The organism is Burkholderia sp. Ax-1719, from assembly GCF_011753055.1.
Lineage (GTDB): Bacteria > Pseudomonadota > Gammaproteobacteria > Burkholderiales > Burkholderiaceae > Paraburkholderia.
In genome coordinates, this window is the sequence record NZ_VWWJ01000005.1 from 292,090 (window position 1) to 314,259 (window position 22,170).

Genomic DNA, 22,170 nt, shown 5'->3' on the forward strand with positions numbered 1-22,170 from the left:
GAAGTCGTTGCAATGCAGCAGCGAATAATGCTTACGTTTTGTCAGGTGGCGGAGAGTTAAATGGCAATCGAATACCGTGGCTTTCAGATCAATGTCGATACGAAAGCGGACGCGACGGACACGCAATGGCTGTGCCGCGCAGATATCAAAGGCGTTGAGAGCCAGGTGCGCGACGTGGCGCTGCCGGTTGTAGAGCTTGAATTCCCCAAGCTCAAGATCGACGTGCTGATGGTGGTGAGCATGGTGGAGCACAAGGCGCGTCAGTCGATTGACGATTGGCACACCGCGCATCCTGCGACCGCCTGAGCGCGTCGAATCAAGTAAAACCTGAAAGGCCCAGTCGGGCCTTTTTTGTTGCGCCCGCAATTAATTGAATCGCACGATATTGCGCGACTCTCCCGCATGGAAAGCCACGATGTTGTCGATGAGCTGATCGGCGAGCACCTGCATGGCTTCGTCGCTGGCCCACGCCACGTGCGGCGTGAGAATAAAGCCAGGGTGGCCGAGAATCGCCTGGAACGGATGGTGCGCGGGCAACGGTTCCTGCGAGACAACATCGAAGCCTGCACCGGAAATCTGCCCCGATTGCAGAGCGTCGACAAGCGCGGCTTCATCGACAAGGCCGCCGCGCGCGGTGTTGATCAGCAGCGGTCGACGCGACATCCGCGCGAACGCCGCCGCGTCGATCAGATGACGCGTGGCGGGCGTAAGCGGACAGTGCAGCGAAATAATGTCGCTTTGCGCCAGCAGCGTGTCGAACGGTACGTGATCGTCGTTCGTGCCCGCGCGGTCCCCATGCGCGGCGAATAACACGCGCAGACCGAGCGCGCGCCCGATGGCCGCCGTGGCCTGCCCGAGTGCGCCCGCGCCGATGATGCCGAGCGTCGAACCGGCGAGGTTTCTGATCGGAAAATCGAAGAAGCAGAACTGCCCCGATTCGAGCCAGCGCCCCGCGCGCACCGCTTCGCGGTAGGCCACGAGGCTGCGCCTCAGTGCGAAGATCAGCGCAAACGTATGTTCTGGCACCGTGTTGAGCGCGTAGCCCTGAATATTGCTCACCACGATGCCGCGCGCGGCGCAGGCGTGCAGATCGATGTTATCCGTGCCGGTGGCGGCGACCGCGATCATGCGCAATCCCGGCGCGTGCGCGAGCGCATCGGCCGTGATCGGCGCCTTGTTGGTGATGACGATACTGGCGTCGCGGATACGTTGCGCGACGTCGCCGGGGAAGGTGCGTTCGTAGGTTTCCAGATGATGGTCGAACGGCAGGGCGCGTAAGCGGGTTTGCGGGGAAAGCGTGGCGCGGTCGAGAAAAACAACACGGTGTGGCGCGGCCTGGTCGGTCATTGGCGGGGTACGGAGAGTGGACGGGGACGCCGCATTGTGCGGCGTGTGCCGCGCGCGTGGTTTGCTCAATAGGCGACAAAAGTTTCCGATAAGGAAATGCGCGCCAAGCCTTTCCATTTGCTCAACCTCGATTGAGCAACGATCGATTATCAAAGCGTCCAATCGCGCCCATGATGACGTCCAGAGTCAAAACCAGCCTGGAGACAATCATGTCACGACCCCTTTCGGGAATTCGCGTTCTGGAACTTGGGCAACTGATCGCGGGCCCGTTCGCCGGGAAAATGCTCGCCGAATTCGGTGCGAGCGTCATCAAGGTCGAACCGCCGGGCAGCGGCGATCCGCTGCGCAAATGGCGTCTGCTGCACGAAGGCACGTCCGTGTGGTGGGCTGCGCAATCGCGCAACAAGCAGTCGCTCACGCTCGATCTGCGCTCGCCGGAGGGGCAGGATGTGATCCGCCGTCTCGTATCGGAAACCGATGTGCTGATCGAGAATTTTCGCCCTGGCACGCTCGAAGGCTGGGGCTTGGGGTGGGATGTGCTCAGCGAGATCAACCCGGGGCTCATCATGTTGCGCGTTTCCGGCTATGGGCAAACCGGCCCGTATCGCGACCGGCCCGGCTTTGGCGTAGTGGCGGAAGCGATGGGCGGCCTGCGCCATTTGAGCGGCGAGCCGGAGCGCACGCCGGTTCGGGTGGGAATTTCGATTGGCGACTCGTTGTCGGCGCTGCATGGCGTGATCGGCATTCTGCTTGCGCTGCGCCATCGCGAGCAGCAGGGCGGCAAAGGCCAGGTGGTCGATGTCGCGCTCTACGAGTCCGTGTTCAACATGATGGAAAGTCTGCTGCCCGAATACTCGGTGTTTGGCGCGGTGCGGCAGCCTGCGGGCAGCAGCTTGCCCGGCATCGCGCCGAGCAATGCTTACCGTTGCAGCGACGGCAAATACGCCTTGATCGCCGGCAACGGCGACAGCATTTTCCGCCGTCTGATGGAATTGATCGCGCGCCCCGATCTGGGCGCCGATCCGACGCTTGCCGCCAACGATGGCCGCGTTGCGCAGGTGGGTCGTATCGACGAGGCGATCAGCGCCTGGTGCGCGCAACGCACGCTCGACGACGTTCTCGCCGCGCTCAATGAAGCGCGCATTCCGGCGGGGCGCATTTACGACGTCGCGGATATCGCGGTCGATCCGCACTATCACGCGCGCGAAATGATCGTCGAAGATCGCTTGCCCGACGGTACGCCCGTGCAGGTGCCCGGCATCGTGCCGAAACTCAACGCGACGCCCGGCACCATCGAGCACAGCGCGCCGACGCTCGGCGAACATACGGACACGGTGCTGGCAGCGATCGGTATCGACGCAACGACGCGCGACGATTGGCGCGCACGCGGCGTGATCTGAACCAGGGGACTTTGATGACGAATCAGATTAAGCGTTTGTACCTCAACGAAGTCGCTACACGCGACGGCTTCCAGAACGAAGCGGCCTTTATCGACACGGACGACAAGATCGCGCTGATAAATGCGCTAAGCGCCTGCGGCTACGCGAAGATCGAAGTGACCTCCTTTACTTCGCCAAAAGCGATCCCTGCGCTGCGTGACGCCGAAGCCGTGATGCGCGGCATCAAACGTGCGCCGGGCGTCGTCTACACCGTGCTGGTGCCGAATGTGCGCGGTGCGGAGCGCGCGCTGTCGTGCAATGTGGACGAAGTGAATCTCGTGATGTCGGTGAGCGAAAGCCACAATCGCGCGAATCTGCGTATGACGCGCGAGCAATCGTTCGCACAACTGGGTGATGTGATTGAAGCCGTGCGTGACACGGGCGTAGCGATCAACGTTTCGCTCTCTACGGCGATGGGTTGCCCGATGGAAGGCGACGTGCCAATACCGATCGTGCTCGACTGGATGGCGCGCTTTGCAGAGCGCGGCGTACAGGGCGTCACGCTGTGCGATACCACCGGCATGGCGTATCCGAATCAGGTGCGCGAATTGTGCGAGCGTGCGCGCACGCAATTCGGCGAACTGGACCTGACGCTGCATTTTCACAATACGCGTGGCATGGCGCTGGCCAATACGCTGGCCGCGCTCGACGCCGGCATCGTGCGTTTCGACGCATCGCTGGGCGGCCTGGGCGGCTGTCCCTATGCGCCGGGCGCAACGGGCAATGTCTGCACCGAAGAGCTGGTTCACATGCTCGAACTGGACGGCTACGATACCGGCGTAAATCTGGCCGCAGTGCTTGATGCCGCCGCGCGTCTGCCCGCACTGATCGGCCATGACGTGCCAAGCCAGATCCTCAAGGCCGGTCGCCGCACCGATCTTCATCCGCTGCCGGACAGCGTGCAGGGTATGCCCGCGCAGCGCGCATTCACATAAGGAGTCAAGACTCATGGCATTGATCGACCATCTCGACCATCTGGTGCTGACCTGCGTGGACCCCGAAGCCACGAAGCACTTCTATACCGAGGTGCTGCAGATGCAACTGGAGACGTTCGGCGCGGGGCGGCTGGCGTTTCGTTTCGGCAACCAGAAGATCAATCTGCATGTGCGCGGTGCTGAATTCGAGCCGAAGGCGCACGTGCCCGTGCCCGGCGCGCTCGACCTTTGCTTTATCGCCGCCGTGCCGCTCGATGCGGTGATTGCGCATCTCAACAAGCTCGAATGGCCCATCGTCGAAGGGCCGGTCGAGCGCACGGGCGCGACGCAGAAGATCCGCTCGGTCTACGTGCGCGATCCCGATCTGAACCTCATCGAGATTTCCGAACTGATCTGAACGCCGCTGGTCGGGAACGGCGTTTCCGATCGGAGATAAAGTTTTCCCGATATTTACCGCGATCTTTCGCAGCTTGCCGGGGGGCGCCGGCAAGCTGCCGAAGGCATGGGCATACCGTCCATGCACGGACGCGCCGTGTGCGCGTCCGCCTCACGCCTCATCTCTCTACCATCCGCCACGCATGGTTTCCTGATGGAAACCCGCATTGCGCCGCCACTTTCACGCGCGCGCTGGATGCCGCACAATGGTCGCTCACCTGGGCTTGTGGAAGCCCTCTGCATCGGCCTCATCGGCAAACCCAATTCCCGAATCATGGTCAATCCGCTTCATTTCGATCTGCAATCGCTGCGCGTGTTTCTGCTCGTCGCGGAACACGGCAGCCTCACCAAAGCCGCTGAGCATGGCCAACTCACCCTGTCCGCCGTGAGCAAACGCATCGCGGAGCTGGAGAGCGTGACGGACTGTGCGCTGTTCATCCGCCGCGCGCGCGGCGTCGAACTCACGCCCGCCGGCATCGCGTTACTCGATCATGCGAGCCGCGTCATCGATCAGGTCAACCGCATGGCGAGCGAGATGGGCGACTACGCAGCGGGTGTGCGCGGCCACGTGAGGATGTGGGCCAATACCTCGGCGATCGTGCAGTTTTTGCCGGTCGATCTCGCGGGCTTTCTCAACGGTCATCCGGGCATCAAGGTGAGTCTGGAAGAGCGGCTTAGTCACGAGATCGTCGAAGCGCTGGGCGCGGGTAAAGCGGATATTGGCGTGTTCGCGGACAACGTGCCCGCGCCTGGCATCGAGCGGCGTCTTTATCGGCGCGACGAACTGGTGCTGCTGGTGCCGCAGGGACACCGGTTCGCGCAGCAGGAAATCATGCGCTTTGCCGATACGCTCGATGAAGACTACGTGGGCCTGAGCGATGGCAGTTCGCTGCTCGCGCGCATGACCGACGCGGCGTTTGCCGCCGAGCGCTCCCTCAAGCTGCGCATTCAGGCGTCGAACTTCGATGGCGTGTGCCGCATGATCGAAGCCGGTCTGGGCATCGGCATTTTGCCGCGCGATTCGGTCAGCGACGAACGCGGCAAGATTGGCGTTTCCAAAGTGAAACTTTCGGATGCGTGGTCTACGCGCACGCTGTGGGTCGGCATCAAGGCGGGCAGTGCGCCGAAATCGGATGTCGCAAGCCTGTTCGACTATATGTCGGCGCGCAGCCAGCAATGAAAAGGCCGGGGTTGAATTGAACCCCGGCCTTGTACAACTTGCGTTGCGACTGCCTCAAACCGGATTGATCTCGTCCTGACTACGGCGCGTCGTGAGCGGCCCGAGCGCGCGCAAGGTCACCGCGACAATGGCGAGCGCCGCCGAAATCACGCCGAACATCGCCAGCGGCCCATGCTGGGTCAGCACCGGCAGCAGGATGAAGGGCAGGGCACTGCTGACGATGCGCGAAAGCGAATAGGTGCTGCCGATTGCGGTCGAGCGCACGCTTGCGGGGAAGATTTCGGCTTGATAGACGTGATACGAATTGCTGAACACATTGGAGGCGCAAGTCGTCAGCACCCCGAAGCAGATAATCATGGTCGCATTGTTCGAATACGCAAAACCCAGGCCGAACAGCGCAATCGTCACGAGCGAACCGATCACCAGCGTGCGCCGCTCGATCCAGTTGAGCAGCGGCACGGAAAGCAGCGAGCCAATCGGATAGCCGAGAAACGAGAGCGCGACGAACAGCGTGCTACCCGTCACATCGAAACCGCGGCTTTTCACCACCACGCCCGCGAGCGAGCCAAAGCCGTAATAGCCGAAGCCCTGAAACAGGTGGAAGATCACCAGCATCACGTAGCGCTTGTCATAAGGCGCTTTGCCGAGCACGGCGATACGCTCGCGCAGGCCCAAAGGATGCTTGCGCTCGCCCGGTTCTTCGAAGGAGGCCGGCATGGCAACGCCTGCGCTATCGGCGAAACGGCGCAGCGTGGCGTGCGCCTCCTGCGTGCGGCCTTGTGCGAGCAGCCAGCGCGGGCTTTCCGGAAGGCGATGCTTGACGGCCAGCACGAACACCGCGCCCAGCCCGCCAATCGCCAGAATCACGCGCCAGCCCGCGATGCCGTCGTAGTGAAGCGGATTGAGCCACACGGCCAGAAAGCCCACTAGCGGCACGGCAACATACGAGGTGGTATAGGCCCAGGCGGCAAGTCGCCCGCGTTTGTCCTTTGGCAGGATTTCGGAGAGGTAACTGTCCGCCACGGGATAGATCGCGCCCACGCCGATGCCGGTGAGAAAGCGGCAGATCACGAGCATGGTCGCATCGACGGAGAACGCGCCCAGCAACGAAAACGCGCTGTACCAGACCAGCGTGAGCAGGAAGGCGCGGCGGCGGCCGATGCGGTCGGCGAGACTGCCCAGGCACAGCGAGCCGAAGAACATGCCGATAAACGCAGAGGCCAGCAGCAGCTTGAAATCGGTGCTGTGGCTGTCCAGACCGTACTCGTTTTGCAGCGCCGAGCCGATTGAACTGACGAGAAAGATCTCGTACATGTCGAAGAACAGGCCGATGCCGACGACCCACACCACGAAGCGGTGCAGCGCGCCCACCGGCATCTCGTCCATGAAGGCGCCAAGCGTAGTGGCGCGCGACGTGCGGTCCTGCGCGGCGCGGCTTGCCGCCGAAGGGCCGCCTGGGCCTGCGTGGCCGCCCAGATCCAGAGGTTGGCTGTTCATCGTGTCTCCTGGTATAGGTATGCCGCGGCTCGTCAGGGCCGACGGTCAGGCGAGTGCGTAAATCGGGACTGATCCGGGGTGGATGCTGCTCCGCTGTGTGGCACTGACACCTGATATCAGTGTCGGCGATTTTGACCAGCGCGAAAATTGCGGATGGATCAAGCCTCCTTTCTTGCCAGGAAAGCCTGCAGTCGTATCTTGATAAATATGCGCCTAACCAGAATCGGCGCAATATATTGATGCGCATCAGTGTTTCGCCGAGCCGCCTCTTCGGCGGTTTGGCGCCGTACGCCCGGCTGCATGGGCTTATAACGGCCCCAATAAGTTGTCTATGTGAAGATCGCTATGGGATCGTATGAATCTCGATGCCAGAATGCGGGCCGCTCCGCAAGCCGCGACACTCTGTCGCCTTTGTGAGTCGCGCACGCACCTGGAGGTCCCCTCATGAAAAACCACGGCCTGTCACGGCGGGGTTTTCTCAAAGCCAGCATGCTGGCGGGCGTGGCGGTATATGTGGCGCCGTTTGGCAGCCGCGCATTCGCTGCCCTGTTCGAAGAAAAACTCCTCACACCGGTCAAATGGGATAGCGCTACCGGCGCACCCAAGTTCCGTATCGACGGTATCGCTAAAGTCACGGGCTCGAAGGTCTTCGCGCGCGACATCCGCGCCGCCGACATGCCCCACTGGCCGCAGCAGCAGGCCCATGCGCTGATCCTGCGCACCACCCAGGCCGACCGCCTCTACGAAGGCTTCGACCTTGGTCTGTTGGGCGACGATCTCAAGCCCGACCGCGTCGTTACCGCCGACGATCTCGCGCGCGATGGTCTCGCCTTTCCGGCCTTCTACGGCGACGACATGCTGCTGCCCGCGGGCAAGACGCCCGCCTATCTGGGCCAGGCCGTCGCGATCCTGATCTATCACGACTTCGCGCGCTTTCGCTTCGCAAAGAATGCGCTCAAATTCCGCGACGACGTGATCCGCTACGGCGCACAGACGGGAGCGCTCGAGCGCGATCCGTGGGGCACGTTCCGCTTTGTGCGCGTGGGCGGCAAGACGGCCTATGACGACGACGTCTATTCGAGCCTCAAGGACGCGCCCATCTTCCCGAGCATGATGCGCAAGCACGCGCCGGTCTGGCCGGACGGCAACGAACACGGCAAGCTCGACGAGCAGGGCATGTTCCACGCCGGGCGTATCGCCGACGAACTCGATCATCCGTCGCCGGACTGGCTGGTGTTCGATCGCGAATACAACACGCAATCCGTCGATACTGCCGCGCTCGAACCCGATAACGCTAACGTCTGGTACGACGCCGCCACGCAGTCGCTGCACATGGTGGTGCCCACGCAGTCGCCGCTCGAAGTGGCGGATGCCGCTGCTGGTATGGTCGCGAAGTGTCACTTCCCGGTGAAGCAACTGTTCCTGCATCCGTGCTACACGGTGGGCTACGGTTCGAAGGATCACTTCAACGTGCCTTATTACGGGCTGGTAGCGGCGCTGTACGGCGACGGCCGCCCGGTGCGCTTCGCCAACGACCGCTACGAGCAGTTCCAGACCGCGCTCAAGCGCCACGCGTTCAAGATGCATTACCGCATCGCCGTGGATCGCAAGACCGGTTTGCTGCAATCGTTCAAGGGCGATTTCGAAGCCAACGGCGGCGGACGCTGCAATTTTTCGCCTTCGGTGGCGATGGTCGGCGCGACCGCTGCGCAATCGATCTACTACTTCCCGAAGAACGACTTCGCGGCGGTGGCGATCGCCTCGCGCGCAATCGATGCGGGTTCCGCGCGTGGCTACGGTACGCTGCAAAGCATGGCGGCGACCGAAATGGCCGTCGACGAAATCGCTGCGCAGCTGGGCGTCGATCCAATCGATTTCCGCATCAAGAACGCGTTGCGCTCGGGCATGAAGAACACCCAGGGCGCGATTCCCGCTGGCGCGATCCGCGTGGACGACGTGCTCGAACGCGCGAAAGCGCATCCGTTGTGGACGCAGCGCGCGAAGCGCAAGACCGAGTACGAAGCGGCCAATCCGGGCAAGCGCTATGGCGTAGGCTTCGCCTGCGTGCAAAAGGACTTTGGTACGGGATCCGAAGCATCGATCGCGAAAGTCGAAATCGACGAGAACGGCAATATCTCTCTGCAGCACACGGGTGCGGAGATCGGCACGGGCATGTCGACATCGCAGGCCGTGGCCGTGGCGAAGTGGCTCGGCAAGCCCGCAGCGGACATTCGTGTAGCCGTGACGGACTGGCCCGATCTGCCGGTGGTGACGAGCGGCGATCCCTACATGATGAGCCAGGCCGATCAGGACAAGGCCAGCGTGAACCCGCGCTGGACGCCAAATATCGCCTCGCCGTCGAGTGCAACCAATTCCGCGTATTACTTCACGCATAGCACGCGCGAAGCGGCGCGCGCCGTGTTCCGCTTCGGCCTCTGGCCGGCGGCGATGGCGATCTGGGGGCAGGGCATCGGCGGCGGCCAGGCTGCGCCGCTGGTGGTGCGTATCGAAGACGCGCGCTGGGTGGACGGCAAGCTCACTGCAGCGGGGCTTGAACCGTTGCCGCTCGAACAGATCGCGAAACAGGCGCATGCGATGGGCCTGGCTACTGGCGCGGCCGTGCACGTGTTCAACCGCTGGCAATGGACCGAAGCCGAGTTCGATATCGGCGCAACGATTGAACGCATGCCGATCGACGCGCTTTCCTTGCGCTATGGAAAGGGTGACGGCAGTACGGCAACGACGGCAACCGTTGCGCCCACAACCTTGAGCGTCACCGCTAACGGCTATCGCGTGCTGGACCGCAAGCGCGTATTCATCCCGCCGATGAGCCGCAATAACGCGGCGGTGACCTACTACAGCGCGGTCGGCACGCTGGTCGAGCTCGCTGTGCATGAAGCAACCGGCAAGGTCGAATTGCTCACGCATCATTCGATCATGGAGTGTGGCAACCAGATTTCGCCGCAACTGGTTTCGGGCCAGTTGCAGGGCGGTCTGGCGATGGGCATCGGCCATGCGCTGCACGAATATCTGCCGCTCTACGAAGACGGTCCCGGTAACGGTACGTGGAACTTCAACCGATACCAGTTGCCGCGCGCATCGGACGTCGCCGTGTGGACGCAGAGCGGCGAGGTGCTGCCGCCGCTGTCCGAGACCGATCCGCCCAAGGGCATCGCCGAAGTGGTGATGATTCCCGTGGTGGGCGCGGTCGTGAACGGTATCGCGCATGCCATCGGCCATCGCTTCACCGACTTGCCGGTGACCCCGCAAAAAATTCAGGAGGTGCTCGCATGACGCTGCCCCAATCCGCTGCTTCCGCGGTGAGCGCCAGCGCCGCCGCGGCTTCCTCACCGCAGGCACAGACGAACGCGCCCGTCGAGCGCCCGCTCGTGCAATACAAGCCCAAGGCGCTTTCGCTTACGATCAACGGCAAGGCAGTCGGCCCGATGCAGGTGCCCGAGGGCCTCATGATGATCGAGTTCCTGCACGAGTACGCGGGCCTGACCGGCTCGCGTCTCGGCTGCGGGCAGGGCGTGTGCCACGCCTGCGTGGTGATCCTCGACAAGACCGACGGCACGAGCGAGGAAATGCGCACTTGCATCACCGGCGCGCACTTCTTCAACGGCCGCACGATCCGCACCGTCGAAGGCCACGCAAAGCGCAACGAAGCGGGCGAAGTCGTCGAACTCTCGCCGATCCAGCAGAAGTTCCTGGAGCACTTCAGCTTCCAGTGCGGCTACTGCACGCCGGGTTTCGTCAACGCCGCCACCGTGCTGATCGAACGCCTCAAGCGCGAACCGGTTGCGAAGGCCGACGTCGAAAGCACCATCATGACCGCGCTCGACGGCCATCTGTGCCGCTGCACGGGCTATGTGCGCTATTACGAAGCGGTCAAGGACGTGGTGATGACTACGCCCGGTCTCGTGAAGGACGCGGCATGAAGCGCGCGCTCATTCATCGCATCGCGCACGGCGTGTTGATCGCTGCGTGCGCGCTAACGTTAGCGGCGTGCGGGCAGCAGGAATCGTCGCAATCAGACAATGCGAACGCAGCCTTTACGCCCACGCCCGAACAGATCGCGCACGGCCGCTACCTCGTCAAGGCTGCTGACTGCGCCGCCTGCCATACCTCGCAGGACGGCGCGCCGTTTGCTGGCGGCGTGAAAATCGCCTCGCCTTATGGCGCGTTCTATGGCTCGAATATCACGCCCGATAAAGAGCACGGCATCGGCGACTGGAGTGCGGACGACTTCTATCGCGCGCTGCACGACGGCAATGCGCGCGGCAAGCGCCTGTATCCGTCGATGCCATACACGTCCTATCGTCAGCTCACGCGCGCCGATTCGGACGCGATCTATGCCTACCTGATGTCGGTGAAGCCCGCGCCCGTGGCGAACCACGAGCACGACCTCAAGTTCCCGTACAACCTGCGCTTCGGCATGGCGTTATGGGACATGGTGTTCCTCAAGGACGCCTTGCCTGATGCATCGGCAGGGCAATCGGCGGACTGGCAGCGCGGACGCTATCTGGCAAACGCGCTCGGCCATTGCGCCGAATGCCATACGCCGCGCAATTTTGCGGGCCAGCTGGTCGATGCGAAGCCGCTTTCGGGCGCGGCGCTCGGGCGCGTCGTCGCGCCGGATATCACGCCGGCTGGACTCGCCGGGCGGGGCTGGACTGCCGCCGATCTGCAGACGTTCTTTAGCGTCGGGATCGCGCCGCAAGGCTCGGCGTTCGGCGAGATGTATCCGGTCGTGCATCTGAGCACGCAGTACCTCAGCAAAGATGATGTGCGTGCGCTATCGGTCTATCTGCTCGGCGATACGCCGCCCGCACCGCAGCCGGTCGCGGCCGTGTCCGCCGATGTCGCGGCGCTCGCGGCAGGACGTTCGGTGTATCTCGCGGTGTGTGCGGGATGTCACGGGCTGGCGGGCGAGGGCAAGCCGCATGTTGCGGTGGCGATGAACGGCAATTCAACACTGCGTCAGAGCGATCCGCACAACCTGCTGGTGGCGATGCTCGACGGCATCGATACACAGAAGTTCGCGGGCGTCGAGAACATGCAGGCGATGCCGGCGTTTTCCTCGACCCTGAGCGACGATGAACTCGCGCAACTGTCGAACTATCTGCGCGCGACGTGGGGCGGCCAGGCAGCGAACGTCACGGCAAGCGACGTCAAAGCACTGCGCTGAAACAACGGTGGCAGGAGAGCCGACTGCTTTCCTGCCACCGCGTTTCAAGTTCGCAGATACCTCTGCGCCAGCGCTTCATAGAGCGGTGGCGCGAACAGTTTGGACACCTGGCTGGCGATCAGCGCCGTCGCCATCAACGACAGCACCAGCGCGTGCCCGTTGATCATCTCGATCACGATCACGAAGGCCGTAATCGGGCTTTGCGTCACAGCGGCGAGATAGCCCACCATGCCGAGCGCGATCAGCATCGGCAACTGCATCTGCCCGAACACCATATGCAGCGCGTTGCCCATGCCCGCGCCAATCGCCAGTGACGGCGCGAACAGGCCGCCCGGCGTGCCCGGCAGATACGATCCCACCATCGACGCCATCTTGAAGAGCGGATAAGCGGCGCTGAGCTGCGAATGCCCTTCGAGCATATTGCGCGCTTCCGCGTAGCCGCTGCCGAACAGATGGCCGCCGCTCGCCACGCCGATCACGGCGATAAAGAATCCACACACCGCGCCGAACGCAACAGGCCGTTGCGCGCGCAACGAGAGCAGCCGGGCGGGCATCCAGCGCGGCGTGTTGAGCAGCAACCAGCAGAAGATGCCGCCCGCTATCCCCGTCAGCACGCCCACCAGCACGACTGCCGCTGCGAGCAGGTTGGGGAAATGCCCGTCGATGGCGATGGTGCCGAAATAGACGTAGTTGCCCTGCAGAGCGAGTGAGACGACGCCCGCGAAGATGATCGCCGTGATCAGGACGCCGCTCGTGCGTTGCTCGAAGCTGCGTGTCAGTTCCTCGATGGCGAACACGACACCCGCAAGCGGCGCATTGAACGCCGCCGAAAGACCCGCTGCCGCGCCCGCGAGAGCGAGTTTATGTTCGAGGCCGACCCCGTAGATGCTGCGCAGGCGCGCCGGATAGAAGCGCCGCAGGCTGAACATCAGCGCCGCGCCCACATGAATCGTCGGACCCTCGCGGCCGATGGTGAAGCCGCCGAGAATCGCCAGAAACGACAGGGCAATCTTGCCGACGAGGATGCGCAGCGTGAGCAAACGCGGACCCAGCGTGCGCACATCGTGCAGCGTCGCGATGACCTGCGGAATACCGCTGCCTTCCGAGCCCGGAAACCATCGGCGCGTGAGCCAGACGCCCAGCGCCGCAACCGCCGGCGTGACGATGAGCGGCAGCCACGCCGCATGCGCGGTCATGCGCAGAAACAGGTCGTAGCCGTAATCGATGAGGCGTGCATACAGAACAGCCACGAGGCCGGTGACGACCGCGCCGAGCCAGAAGATGCCGAGATACATCCAGCGGCGTTGGCTGCGCTGGATCGATCGGCGGTCGATAAGGGTCAGAATTCGCATGGACGCGCTGGGAAAATGCAGTTTATGGCACATTGTGACATAAATCGCGCTGGCGGCCCTGGAATTCCTGCGCAGTGACTAGCCGGCCTGATCGCCGAAGACCCAGTGGAATGCACCGTAGAGCGCCCTGTGCTGGGCCGCGAGTTCGATCAGAAAGGACTCGCCCTTGGGCGTCAGATGCACCTGTACCTGGCGGCGGTCGGCGGGGTCGGGCTTGCGCAGCACCAGCCCGGCTACTTCGCAGCGCGAAACGAGCGCTGCGGTGCCGTTGGGAGCGCCTTGCAGGCGCTCGGCGAGTTCGCCCACCGTCGCCCATTTACGGTCGGGAAAGCCGCAGACGTGCAGCAGAAGTTGATATTGCAGCGTCGTGATGCCGGCGGCGTTGGCGATCTCTTCCGAGGCGCGCAGGAATTTGCGCAGGTCGTAGCGGAAGGCCGACATGGCTTCGAGATCGTGCTTGTTCATGTGCGCTCCTGATTGCTGGGCCGGTCGCAAAGGCAATGACCGGCCGCCAGGAGGTTACCACGCATCAAACGCTGACGATCAACGGTACCAGCGTGGCGATGCATACGCCCAGTCCAATGACGGGCGCGCCCATTACGATCAGGCCAATCGCTGCAATTGCGCCCAGTATCGCCAGTCCGCCCAGACGCCGACGCGCGAGTTGCCGGCTTTCAATCGACCCGCGCTGCAGCGCGTTTTCACCTGAACGGTGCGTATGCCTCGGAATGGTGATGGCCATTAATCCCCCGAAAGAATGTTGATATGGAAACAACGATGCTATTGAGTTGCGAATAAACGGCGCGCAAGGATTGGCAGGTCCCGCGGTAAACGCGCCGTATAACGCAAGGTCTTTGCAGTAACCCTCGCAATTTTTACGCCTGCTTTACGCGAAGCCCGATACGCTGGTTTCATCGCCACAACGCACGCATCCCGTGCCCGTTCACATGCAACACGCCCATTCCTCCGCGCTTACCGACACGCGTTCCGCCATTTCGTCTTCCGTTTCCGTTGCACGTCGCCCCAGCGCGACGATCCTGCCGTTTCGCGCTCCGCGCGCCTGGCTCGATATCGCCCTCAACGGCAAAACGCTAATTGAATCGCGCACGCATCTGGCGGGGCTGCTCCACTCGGCGCTTGGTGTCTATGTGACGCGCACCGCCGAGCGGGGCGATTCGATCGTCGTTCGCCTCGACATCGCGCCGGAGGATTTTGGCTTTACGCTGCACACGCTGCTGGGTGTCGTGCCGGAAGCGACGATCAGTGCGCTGCGCGCGCGTGCCGATGAGGAGGCGCACTGATATGTATTCGGGTATCTGGTTGCCACTGGTGACGCCGTTTCGCGACGGCGAGGTCGATGTATCCGCGCTCGAAGCGCTCACGCGGCGCTATGTGGAAAGCGGCATCGCTGGAATCGTTGCATTGGGGACAACGGGCGAAGCCGCGCTGCTCGACCACCGTGAACGCAGCGTGGTCATGCAGGCGATCACAGAAGTCGTAGCGGGGCGCATTCCTGTGATCGCAGGTGTGGGCGGCCTCGACACCGCAGCTTTCGTCGACGAAATCCATCGTCTGGAAGTCTGGGACCTGGCCGGGTATCTGGTTTCCGCGCCTGCCTATCTGTGTCCGGATCAGGCCGGCTTGCTCTGGCATTTCCGGCAGATTGCGCAGGCGACCGAACGCGATATCGTGCTTTACGACGTGCCGCATCGCACTGGGGTAGGGCTGGCGGAAGCAACGGTTGCCGAGTTGGCGCGCGTGCCCACTATCCGCGCGATCAAGGCCTGCGCGCGCGAGCGTTTCGCGGCGTTTGGCAAGTTGCCGATTGCGTTGCTCTGCGGTAACGACGATGCGTTTCTCGACTGCCTGCGTGCGGGCGCAACAGGGGGCATTCTGGCGAGCGCGCATGTATGCGCCGATCTGCTGGACGAAGTGCGGTGCCTTTTCATTACGGGAAAGGAAGCGGATGCGAGCCAGCTGTTCGTACGGCTCGAACCCGTCCTCAAACTGCTATTCGCCGCGCCCAATCCCAGCGCGATCAAAGCGATGATGTCGCTCGACGGCACCCTGTCTGCGCAAACGCGCATGCCGATCATGCCCGCGAGCGAGGTGCTGGTGCGGCGTCTGGAAGCGGCGCGCAGGGAACTGGAGGAACTGCGCGCCGTTTCGATCAGCTAGTGCGTGCGGTCACAGTCGTTGCAGGCGCAACGACGCGCGGACGCGCATCGGCGATATCGTCGCTGATCAGCAGGGCGACGGTTTCCGCAGTGGCCGCCGATAGCGTCCAGCCCAGATGGCCATGCCCCGTGTTGTAGAACACATTGCGCTGTTTGCCGCGCCCGACTCTCGGCAACATGCTGGGCAGCATCGGGCGCAGTCCCGCCCACGGAATCACACGCGAAGTTGAAATCGACGGGAAGTGCGTGCGCGCCCATCGCACCAGCGGCTCGATCCGGTCTGAACGGATGTCGCGATTGGCGCCGTTGATTTCCGCCGTCCCTGCAATGCGAAAGCGATCCGCACCCAGTCGGCTCGTGACGATTTTCGCTGCATCGTCCAGTAGGCTCACCCACGGTGCGGATTCCTGACTACGCGCATCGTCGAGGCAAACGGTGATCGAATAGCCCTTCACCGGATACACGTTGACGTGATCGCCCACCTGCGCGGCGAGCGCGCGACTGCCCACGCCCGCGCAGATCACCACGCGATCGAAGGTGGAAACCGAAGGCAGCGCATCGCGCGACGTGGCGATCGAAACCGTGTCGTTGTGTGCGTCGCTGATCGATTGCACGGTGGTGTCGTATTGAAACGCGACGCCCAGCCGTTCGCACGCCAGCGCAAGGCCGCGCGTGAACTTGTGAATGTCGCCGGTCGAATCGGATTCGGTAAAGAAACCGCCGTGGAAATCGCCTTGTAGCGTAGGCTCGATTGCGCGAATTTCCTCTGGCGTAACGGCGCGCCGATCCAGCCCGCCTTCGCGCAGCAGCGCATTCACTTTCGTTGCGGAATCGAATTCCTTTCGTGTTGCGTAGAAGTGCAAAATGCCGCGCTGCTCGTGATCGAAACCGATCGATTCACGCTGCGCAATCGAAAACAGATGTTCGCGCGCGGCGATCGCCAGGCGTACTGTTTCGATGGTATTGCTGCGGTAATTCGGAATCTGGCGCAGAAATTCGCCGATCCAGCTGTATTTATGCCAGTTGGGACGCGGATTCATGAGCAGCGGCGCATCGCGTCGCATCATCCAGCGCAGGCCTTTGAACACGGTTGCGCGGCTGTTCCAGACTTCCGCGTTGCTCGCGGAAAGCTGGCCGCCGTTTGCGAACGACGTTTCCATCGCAGCGTAACGATGGCGATCGATGACGGTGACGCTATGGCCGCGCCGTGCGAGTGCATAGGCGGTGGTGACGCCGGTAATGCCGGCGCCGATTACGGCGATTCGTGACATGACATGGTCCAGAGTGCATTGACTGCGCGCATCAGCGAAGTTGCGCAGTGGGCATCGCCGGCCGATTGCAACCGGCGCCGATGCCCCATCTGTCCATGTACCTGAGAGTTTCGCCCGCGCGCTTACGACGCGCGTGGCTCCCCTTCGGTGGGCGCCACCATGGCGGTGCGCCGCTCTCCAGATGTTCCGGCTGCGTGGTCCTTTTGCCTGAGAGTTTCCGGGGCGGTTGCTCCGTCGGCGTCGTTCCGGTAGAACGATCTCTTCCATGCAGCGTGTGAGAACGCTTCAAGATTAGCGGTGCGCCGCGCCCACGGCAACCGCTTTTTCAAAATTCGGTCTGCGATGTTTCGCCTATGGGTTTTACCGGATTGAAGGGCGAGCGCGCAGCAAAACCGCGCGCCATTGCAGTTACACTCCCGCGTGCCGTCCGTCCCTCCCTTTTATCCGATATGAAACTGCATCAACTCAAAGCGCTCGCCGCCGTTGCGGAAACCGGCAGCATTCTGGAGGCTTCGCGTGTGCTGCACGTTACGCAATCGGCGCTCAGCAAGGCGCTCAAGGAACTGGAGGGGCAGGTGGGCGCAACGCTGTTCGTGCGCTCCAGCAAGGGCGTTCAACTGACGGTCTACGGTCAGCGGCTGGTTGGCCATGCGCGCCTCATCAGCGAGAACGTGCGTCGCGCGCGCGACGATATGGAAGAGATGAAGGGCAATGCGATCAGCGAAATCAGCATTGGCGTGACGCCGGTGACCGCACTGTTACGCCCACTTGCCGATTGCCTTTCCGCATTCCGGCGTGATTATCCGCAGGTGCGCCTGCGTATGCTGGAAATGCGGCCCAACCAGCTGCTCGAACAGGTGCGTGAAGGCACGCTCGATTTTGCGGTGACCTCGCAGCGTATGGCGTCCGATGGTTTGCTCGACTGCACGCCCGTCTTCAGCATGGCGACGCTGGTTGCCGCGCGCAAGGGGCATCCGTTGCGCGGCGAGCGGTCCTTGAAGGCCTTGCTCGATGCCGAATGGATCGTGCTCGATCCGCTGGCGGATGCGAGTGCGCCCTTCGTGCAGTTATTCGCCGATCATGGTCTGGCGTTGCCCGCGCGCGTGATCGAATGCTCGTCGATGTCGCTGGCGCTTTCGATGTGTTCGCAGATGGACACGCTCATCCTGCTTTCCTCCGAATCCACCAGCAGCCGTTTCATGCGTGAAACGATGGACTTTCTCGATCTCGACGACCCGCTGCCCGCGCGCGCGATTTCGCTCGTTACGCGCGACCGCCATACGCTGCCGGGTTCGGCCGAACGCCTGCACGACGCCATCGCCGACGCCTTGCGCGACTACGATCCCACGCGTCCTCATACCCTCAAGCCTTGACGCCGCTATAACCAGACGTCAACGGATTGAAAATCCGTCACTTGTCGCGTCGATTTTGGCAACAAACACTGGTTTCCGGTGACGAACGCCGCAATCCGAATCGCTCTGACAAGTGGACAAGAGGACGTCGATGAATGAAATGCCCCGCGCGCTGCACGACGGCGCGCCCGCCATGCGCCATGCCCTGCATCAGGCCGAACCGGTCCGGCGCGCGCCCACGCGCCGCGCCATCGTCGCCGCCGCAATCGGCAACGGCCTGGAAATGTACGACTTCACGCTGTACAGCTTCTTTGCCGTGACCATCGGCAAGCTGTTTTTTCCCACCGGCAATGCGCTCACTTCGCTGCTGCTGTCGTTTGCGACGTTCGGCGCGGGTTTTCTGATGCGTCCACTGGGCGCGGTCATCATCGGCAATCTCGCGGATCAGCGCGGCCGTAAGGCGGCGCTCACGCTGACCATCGCGTTGATGACCGCTGGCACCGCTTTGATCGCACTCACGCCGGGCTATGCAAGTATCGGTGTGAGCGCAACGATCCTGGTGGTGATCGGCCGCTTGTTGCAGGGGCTCTCGGCGGGTGGCGAGATTGGCGCGGCTTCCGCGCTGCTGATGGAGTCGGGCAGCAAGGCGCGCCGCTGTTATTTCGTTAGCTGGCAGGCCGCGACGCAAGGCGGCGCGGCGCTCGTGGGCGCGCTCGCGGGCGTGGCGGTGTCCGCGACGTTGTCGCCCGATGCACTGCAATCGTGGGGCTGGCGTCTGCCGTTCCTGCTCGGCCTGTTGATTGCGCCGGTGGGCATCTATATCCGCAGGCATCTGGAAGAAACGCATGTGAGCGCGAAGCCGTCGGCGTTCAACGGCGTGGGAGCCGTGTTCCGCGAGCATGCCCGCACGCTGGTGCTCGGCACGTTTCTGATGACGAGCAGCACGTCGGCGATGTATGTGATCGTGTTCTACATGCCGACGTATCTGGTCCGCACGCTGCACATGCCGCAGGTCACCGCGTTCGCCGCGACCTGCGTATCGGGACTCACGATGCTGGTGTTCGCGCCGCTGTTTGGCCGCTTCGCCGATCGTCTGCCGCGCCGCAAACCGCTTCTGATCGCCAACAGCGTGCTCTCCATGCTGATCGTGATCCCCAATTTCATGTTGCTTTCTTCAGCGCCGGGGCTGCCGCTCATCATGGTGTGTGTGGCGATCTCCGGCGTGTTGATGTCGATTGGCACCGGCGCGGGCACGGCCATGATGATGGAGGCGCTGCCGCGTCACCATCGCGCCACCGGCATGTCAATCATGTACAGCTTTGGCGTGACGATATTCGGCGGCTTCGCCCCGCTAGCCGTCACCTGGCTCATCAGCGCGACCGGCAGCCGCATGGCGCCTGCGGGATATCTGCTGGGCGCTTATCTGATCAGCTTTATCGCCTTGCTGTTTTATCCCAGCAATCCGGGCCGCGATTGATTCCGCCCGCCGCATCGATCATTCAATCAGCCGGAAAACATCATGAATCAGCGCGATCCCAATCAAATTGCCGCCGCGCTCGCGGCTTCTGCTCCGCGTTTTGCCGCCATTCGTCACCGCATCCACGCTCATCCTGAACTGGGCGCAGAGGTGCCCGATACGGCCGGTCTCGTCGCGAAGCTGCTGGGCGAGTGGGGTTATGACGTACATACTGGAATTGGCGGCCACGGTGTCGTGGCCCAGTTGAGAGTGGGCGAGGGCACGCGGCGGCTCGGCCTGCGTGCGGACATGGACGCACTGCCGATGCAGGAGCGCACCGGCTTGCCTTATGCGAGCACCGTGGATGGCCGCATGCATGCGTGCGGCCACGACGGCCATACCGTGACGCTGCTCGCCGCCGCGGAATATCTTGCCGCCACGCGCGCGTTCGACGGCACGCTGAACCTGATCTTTCAGCCCGATGAAGAGGGCCTGAGCGGCGCGCTCGCGATGATGAACGATGGCTTGTTCGAGCGCTTTCCGTGTGACGCCGTCTATGCCTTTCATAATGCGCCTGGCCTGCCGGTCGGCAAGGCGGTGGTGCAGGCGGGGCCGCTGGGCGGATCGTCGGATCGCGTGAGCGTGACGTTTCGTGGCAAGGGCGGTCATGGTGCGATTCCGCATCGCGCGATCGATCCCACGCTGGCCTTGTGCATGACCGTGGTGGCGCTGCAGGGTATCGTCTCGCGCAACATCGCGCCCGTGGATGCGGGCGTGATCAGCGTGGGACAACTATCCGCGGGCAGCACGTATAACGTGATCCCCGAAACCGCCACGCTGAAACTGACCGTGCGCGCCACCGTTCCCGCCGTGCGCGAACTACTGGAAGCGCGCATTCGCGCCGTGGTTGCGCATCAGGCCGCATCGGCGGGCGTGGAAGCCGATATCGTCTACGAACATATGGTCCCGGCAATCATGAATACGCCAGCCGAGTCGCAGATCGCACGCGCGGCAGTCGCGAGTGTATTGGGCGCGGATAAGGTCATACAGGTGCCGCCGTCCACGCAGATGGGCAGTGAAGACTTCGCGTGGATGCTGGAACGCTTGCCGGGCTGCTATTTCTCGCTGGGCAACGGCACGGGCGAATGGGTGGGCTGTTCGCTGCACAACGACGGTTACGACTTCAACGACGAATTGATTCCGATTGGCGCGGCCTGCTGGGTGGCGCTCGCCGAATCGTATCTGTGTAACGCCAGTTAAGCCTCTTCACACGCGAATGGACAAGACATTCGCGTCAATCAATTAATTCGGATGCCGAAATAAAAGCATGAAGAAAACGGGAGATCTTTTGATGCGTCATCGCGTAGCGGCTGCGGCAGTGGGAATGGCGGTAACGGGGACGCTCAGCAGCGTAGCGCATGCCCAATCCAGCGTAACGCTGTACGGCGTGGCGGACGTCGGCATGGTGTTCAATTCGAACTCGGGCGGCAAGCAGCAGTATGGGCTCGCGAGCGGTAACGCCAGTTCGAGCGTCTGGGGACTCAAGGGCAGCGAGGATCTGGGTGGCGGCCTTGCGGCGATATTTACGGTCGAGAACGGCTATAGCGCGACCTCAGGGACAATTTCGCAAAACGGTACGTTGTTCGGCAGACAGGCATTCGTCGGGCTTTCTGGCAACGCCGGGACGCTGACCCTGGGACGCCAGTATTCGAGCGCTTACTGGTACACCGGCTACCTCACGGCTGGCGGCAGTTGGGCCGGGTCTGGCGCGGGCTATGGCGCGCATCCCGGCGATGTCGATAATCAGGATACCTTCGCGCGCGTGAATAACGCGGTCAAATACACGACGCCAAAATTCTACGGGTTCACGCTGTCGGGCATGGTTGCGTTCGGCAATCAGGCAGGCTCGATTGCGACCAACCGGATCGTCGCGATTGGCGCGGGTTTTGCGCGCGGGCCCCTAAAGATGGGCCTGGGTTACCAGGACGCCAACCGGCCCAACTATTCGTTCTTTGGCAACAAGGCGAACGATAGCGCTACCGCCAACAATATCTACAATCCGGTCTATGCGGGTTTCGCTTCGGCGGGTGCGCAGAAGATTTTCTCGGCTGCTGCTGCTTATACGATCGACTGGGCGACGCTCGGCCTTGCCTATAGCAATACGCGCTTCACGGACCTCGGCACGGTGGCGGTAACAGGACTTTCAGCAGCGGAAAAAGCCTTTCGCGGCACGGCGACGTTCAATATCGGCGAAGCCAACCTCAAGTTCCAGCTCAGTCCCGCGTTGATGGTGGGCGCGGCGTACTCGTACACGCAGAGCGGCGGCGTGACGCGCGCACACTATCAACAGGTGGATCTGGCGCTCGACTATGCCTTGTCCAAGCGTACCGACCTCTACACGATGGCGTTCTTTCAGCACGCCAGCGGCACCGATTCGCGCGGCTTGCCGGCGGTTGCCGCGCTCGGCGGCGTGAGCGCTTCGCACAGCAATAATCAGACGCTCGTGACGGCGGGCATTCGCCATCGCTTCTGAACGAA

Annotated in this window: 20 protein-coding genes and 1 riboswitch; of the genes, 14 read left to right on the forward strand and 6 right to left on the reverse strand. The window is 62.8% G+C overall.

Going from position 1 to position 22,170, the window contains the following annotated elements:
* Nucleotides 1-60: 60 nt before the first annotated feature.
* Nucleotides 61-306, forward strand: a complete 246-nt coding sequence (locus F3J17_RS12865; RefSeq protein ID WP_167058510.1) for a hypothetical protein — start codon at nucleotides 61-63, stop codon at nucleotides 304-306.
* A gap of 60 nt (nucleotides 307-366) precedes the next feature.
* Here the strand turns inward: F3J17_RS12865 and F3J17_RS12870 are convergent, their stop codons facing one another.
* The gene (locus F3J17_RS12870) at nucleotides 367-1,347 is read right to left on the reverse strand and encodes a D-2-hydroxyacid dehydrogenase (RefSeq protein WP_167058513.1); all 981 of its coding nucleotides are present in this window, start codon (nucleotides 1,345-1,347) and stop codon (nucleotides 367-369) included.
* A 209-nt stretch (nucleotides 1,348-1,556) separates the two neighbouring features.
* Between F3J17_RS12870 and F3J17_RS12875 the strand changes: the two genes are divergently transcribed.
* From F3J17_RS12875 to F3J17_RS12890, 4 genes are all read left to right on the forward strand, one after another.
* The gene (locus F3J17_RS12875; protein WP_167058515.1) at nucleotides 1,557-2,747 is read left to right on the forward strand and encodes a CoA transferase; all 1,191 of its coding nucleotides are present in this window, start codon (nucleotides 1,557-1,559) and stop codon (nucleotides 2,745-2,747) included.
* Between the two features lie 14 nt (nucleotides 2,748-2,761).
* Nucleotides 2,762-3,721 (forward strand): hydroxymethylglutaryl-CoA lyase, encoded by a 960-nt coding sequence (locus tag F3J17_RS12880; RefSeq protein ID WP_167058518.1) that lies wholly within the window; start codon nucleotides 2,762-2,764, stop codon nucleotides 3,719-3,721.
* Nucleotides 3,722-3,734: 13 nt separating this feature from the next.
* Nucleotides 3,735-4,118, forward strand: coding sequence for a VOC family protein (locus F3J17_RS12885; RefSeq protein WP_167058521.1), 384 nt, complete (start codon nucleotides 3,735-3,737; stop codon nucleotides 4,116-4,118).
* A 312-nt stretch (nucleotides 4,119-4,430) separates the two neighbouring features.
* Nucleotides 4,431-5,336 carry a LysR family transcriptional regulator gene (locus F3J17_RS12890; protein WP_167058524.1) on the forward strand — a complete coding sequence of 302 codons (906 nt, stop codon included), beginning with the start codon at nucleotides 4,431-4,433 and terminating at the stop codon, nucleotides 5,334-5,336.
* A 54-nt stretch (nucleotides 5,337-5,390) separates the two neighbouring features.
* Here the strand turns inward: F3J17_RS12890 and F3J17_RS12895 are convergent, their stop codons facing one another.
* Entirely contained in the window at nucleotides 5,391-6,833 is a 1,443-nt protein-coding gene (locus F3J17_RS12895) for an MFS transporter (protein ID WP_167058527.1), read from the reverse strand.
* Nucleotides 6,834-7,277: 444 nt separating this feature from the next.
* Here F3J17_RS12895 and F3J17_RS12900 point away from each other — a divergent pair, with 444 nt between their 5' ends.
* From F3J17_RS12900 to F3J17_RS12910, 3 genes are read left to right on the forward strand one after another with little or no spacing between them, the layout of a single operon-like run.
* On the forward strand, nucleotides 7,278-10,127 hold the full coding sequence (locus F3J17_RS12900; RefSeq protein ID WP_167058530.1) for a molybdopterin cofactor-binding domain-containing protein: 2,850 nt from the start codon (nucleotides 7,278-7,280) through the stop codon (nucleotides 10,125-10,127).
* Nucleotides 10,124-10,774, forward strand: coding sequence for a (2Fe-2S)-binding protein (locus F3J17_RS12905; RefSeq protein ID WP_167058533.1), 651 nt, complete (start codon nucleotides 10,124-10,126; stop codon nucleotides 10,772-10,774). The genes F3J17_RS12900 and F3J17_RS12905 overlap by 4 nt, the downstream gene beginning before the upstream one ends.
* On the forward strand, nucleotides 10,771-12,024 hold the full coding sequence (locus F3J17_RS12910; RefSeq protein WP_167058536.1) for a cytochrome c: 1,254 nt from the start codon (nucleotides 10,771-10,773) through the stop codon (nucleotides 12,022-12,024). The genes F3J17_RS12905 and F3J17_RS12910 overlap by 4 nt, the downstream gene beginning before the upstream one ends.
* A 44-nt stretch (nucleotides 12,025-12,068) precedes the next feature.
* Here F3J17_RS12910 and F3J17_RS12915 read toward each other — a convergent pair whose 3' ends face one another.
* The 3 genes from F3J17_RS12915 to F3J17_RS12925 all read right to left on the reverse strand — a co-directional run bounded on the left by F3J17_RS12915 (nucleotide 12,069) and on the right by F3J17_RS12925 (nucleotide 14,118).
* Nucleotides 12,069-13,376: a chloride channel protein gene (locus F3J17_RS12915; RefSeq protein ID WP_167058539.1), complete on the reverse strand. Its 1,308-nt coding sequence runs from the start codon at nucleotides 13,374-13,376 to the stop codon at nucleotides 12,069-12,071.
* 78 nt (nucleotides 13,377-13,454) lie between these two features.
* On the reverse strand, nucleotides 13,455-13,841 hold the full coding sequence (locus tag F3J17_RS12920) for a MarR family winged helix-turn-helix transcriptional regulator (protein WP_167058542.1): 387 nt from the start codon (nucleotides 13,839-13,841) through the stop codon (nucleotides 13,455-13,457).
* A 64-nt stretch (nucleotides 13,842-13,905) separates the two neighbouring features.
* Entirely contained in the window at nucleotides 13,906-14,118 is a 213-nt protein-coding gene (locus tag F3J17_RS12925; RefSeq protein ID WP_167058544.1) for a hypothetical protein, read from the reverse strand.
* A 205-nt stretch (nucleotides 14,119-14,323) separates the two neighbouring features.
* On the opposite strand from F3J17_RS12925, the gene F3J17_RS12930 reads away from it, so the two are divergent.
* Together F3J17_RS12930 and F3J17_RS12935 are read left to right on the forward strand one after the other, a co-directional pair.
* The gene (locus F3J17_RS12930; RefSeq protein WP_167058547.1) at nucleotides 14,324-14,677 is read left to right on the forward strand and encodes a hypothetical protein; all 354 of its coding nucleotides are present in this window, start codon (nucleotides 14,324-14,326) and stop codon (nucleotides 14,675-14,677) included.
* Between the two features lies 1 nt (nucleotide 14,678).
* A complete protein-coding gene (locus F3J17_RS12935; RefSeq protein WP_167058550.1) occupies nucleotides 14,679-15,554 on the forward strand; it encodes a 4-hydroxy-tetrahydrodipicolinate synthase in 876 nt (291 codons plus the stop codon).
* Here the strand turns inward: F3J17_RS12935 and F3J17_RS12940 are convergent.
* The gene (locus tag F3J17_RS12940) at nucleotides 15,547-16,824 is read right to left on the reverse strand and encodes a D-amino acid dehydrogenase (RefSeq protein WP_167058553.1); all 1,278 of its coding nucleotides are present in this window, start codon (nucleotides 16,822-16,824) and stop codon (nucleotides 15,547-15,549) included. The genes F3J17_RS12935 and F3J17_RS12940 overlap by 8 nt on opposite strands.
* Nucleotides 16,825-17,009: 185 nt before the next feature.
* Nucleotides 17,010-17,100, reverse strand: a riboswitch (glycine riboswitch).
* A 173-nt stretch (nucleotides 17,101-17,273) separates the two neighbouring features.
* On the opposite strand from F3J17_RS12940, the gene F3J17_RS12945 reads away from it, so the two are divergent.
* The 4 genes from F3J17_RS12945 to F3J17_RS12960 all read left to right on the forward strand — a co-directional run bounded on the left by F3J17_RS12945 (nucleotide 17,274) and on the right by F3J17_RS12960 (nucleotide 22,165).
* Nucleotides 17,274-18,197 carry a LysR substrate-binding domain-containing protein gene (locus F3J17_RS12945; protein WP_167058556.1) on the forward strand — a complete coding sequence of 308 codons (924 nt, stop codon included), beginning with the start codon at nucleotides 17,274-17,276 and terminating at the stop codon, nucleotides 18,195-18,197.
* Between the two features lie 130 nt (nucleotides 18,198-18,327).
* Entirely contained in the window at nucleotides 18,328-19,653 is a 1,326-nt protein-coding gene (locus F3J17_RS12950) for an MFS transporter (RefSeq protein ID WP_167058559.1), read from the forward strand.
* 42 nt (nucleotides 19,654-19,695) lie between these two features.
* Entirely contained in the window at nucleotides 19,696-20,892 is a 1,197-nt protein-coding gene (locus F3J17_RS12955) for a M20 aminoacylase family protein (RefSeq protein WP_167058562.1), read from the forward strand.
* A 91-nt stretch (nucleotides 20,893-20,983) separates the two neighbouring features.
* On the forward strand, nucleotides 20,984-22,165 hold the full coding sequence (locus F3J17_RS12960; RefSeq protein WP_240160942.1) for a porin: 1,182 nt from the start codon (nucleotides 20,984-20,986) through the stop codon (nucleotides 22,163-22,165).
* Nucleotides 22,166-22,170: the final 5 nt, after the last annotated feature.

Excerpts from the sequence above, each read along its gene's own strand:
- F3J17_RS12865 (WP_167058510.1), top strand. The coding sequence starts at position 61 with ATGGCAATCGAATACCGTGGCTTTCAGATCAATGTCGATACGAAAGCG.
- F3J17_RS12870 (WP_167058513.1), bottom strand. The coding sequence starts at position 1,347 with ATGACCGACCAGGCCGCGCCACACCGTGTTGTTTTTCTCGACCGCGCC.
- F3J17_RS12875 (WP_167058515.1), top strand. The coding sequence starts at position 1,557 with ATGTCACGACCCCTTTCGGGAATTCGCGTTCTGGAACTTGGGCAACTG.
- F3J17_RS12880 (WP_167058518.1), top strand. The coding sequence starts at position 2,762 with ATGACGAATCAGATTAAGCGTTTGTACCTCAACGAAGTCGCTACACGC.
- F3J17_RS12885 (WP_167058521.1), top strand. The coding sequence starts at position 3,735 with ATGGCATTGATCGACCATCTCGACCATCTGGTGCTGACCTGCGTGGAC.
- F3J17_RS12890 (WP_167058524.1), top strand. The coding sequence starts at position 4,431 with ATGGTCAATCCGCTTCATTTCGATCTGCAATCGCTGCGCGTGTTTCTG.
- F3J17_RS12895 (WP_167058527.1), bottom strand. The coding sequence starts at position 6,833 with ATGAACAGCCAACCTCTGGATCTGGGCGGCCACGCAGGCCCAGGCGGC.
- F3J17_RS12900 (WP_167058530.1), top strand. The coding sequence starts at position 7,278 with ATGAAAAACCACGGCCTGTCACGGCGGGGTTTTCTCAAAGCCAGCATG.
- F3J17_RS12905 (WP_167058533.1), top strand. The coding sequence starts at position 10,124 with ATGACGCTGCCCCAATCCGCTGCTTCCGCGGTGAGCGCCAGCGCCGCC.
- F3J17_RS12910 (WP_167058536.1), top strand. The coding sequence starts at position 10,771 with ATGAAGCGCGCGCTCATTCATCGCATCGCGCACGGCGTGTTGATCGCT.
- F3J17_RS12915 (WP_167058539.1), bottom strand. The coding sequence starts at position 13,376 with ATGCGAATTCTGACCCTTATCGACCGCCGATCGATCCAGCGCAGCCAA.
- F3J17_RS12920 (WP_167058542.1), bottom strand. The coding sequence starts at position 13,841 with ATGAACAAGCACGATCTCGAAGCCATGTCGGCCTTCCGCTACGACCTG.
- F3J17_RS12925 (WP_167058544.1), bottom strand. The coding sequence starts at position 14,118 with ATGGCCATCACCATTCCGAGGCATACGCACCGTTCAGGTGAAAACGCG.
- F3J17_RS12930 (WP_167058547.1), top strand. The coding sequence starts at position 14,324 with ATGCAACACGCCCATTCCTCCGCGCTTACCGACACGCGTTCCGCCATT.
- F3J17_RS12935 (WP_167058550.1), top strand. The coding sequence starts at position 14,679 with ATGTATTCGGGTATCTGGTTGCCACTGGTGACGCCGTTTCGCGACGGC.
- F3J17_RS12940 (WP_167058553.1), bottom strand. The coding sequence starts at position 16,824 with ATGTCACGAATCGCCGTAATCGGCGCCGGCATTACCGGCGTCACCACC.
- F3J17_RS12945 (WP_167058556.1), top strand. The coding sequence starts at position 17,274 with ATGAAACTGCATCAACTCAAAGCGCTCGCCGCCGTTGCGGAAACCGGC.
- F3J17_RS12950 (WP_167058559.1), top strand. The coding sequence starts at position 18,328 with ATGAATGAAATGCCCCGCGCGCTGCACGACGGCGCGCCCGCCATGCGC.
- F3J17_RS12955 (WP_167058562.1), top strand. The coding sequence starts at position 19,696 with ATGAATCAGCGCGATCCCAATCAAATTGCCGCCGCGCTCGCGGCTTCT.
- F3J17_RS12960 (WP_240160942.1), top strand. The coding sequence starts at position 20,984 with ATGCGTCATCGCGTAGCGGCTGCGGCAGTGGGAATGGCGGTAACGGGG.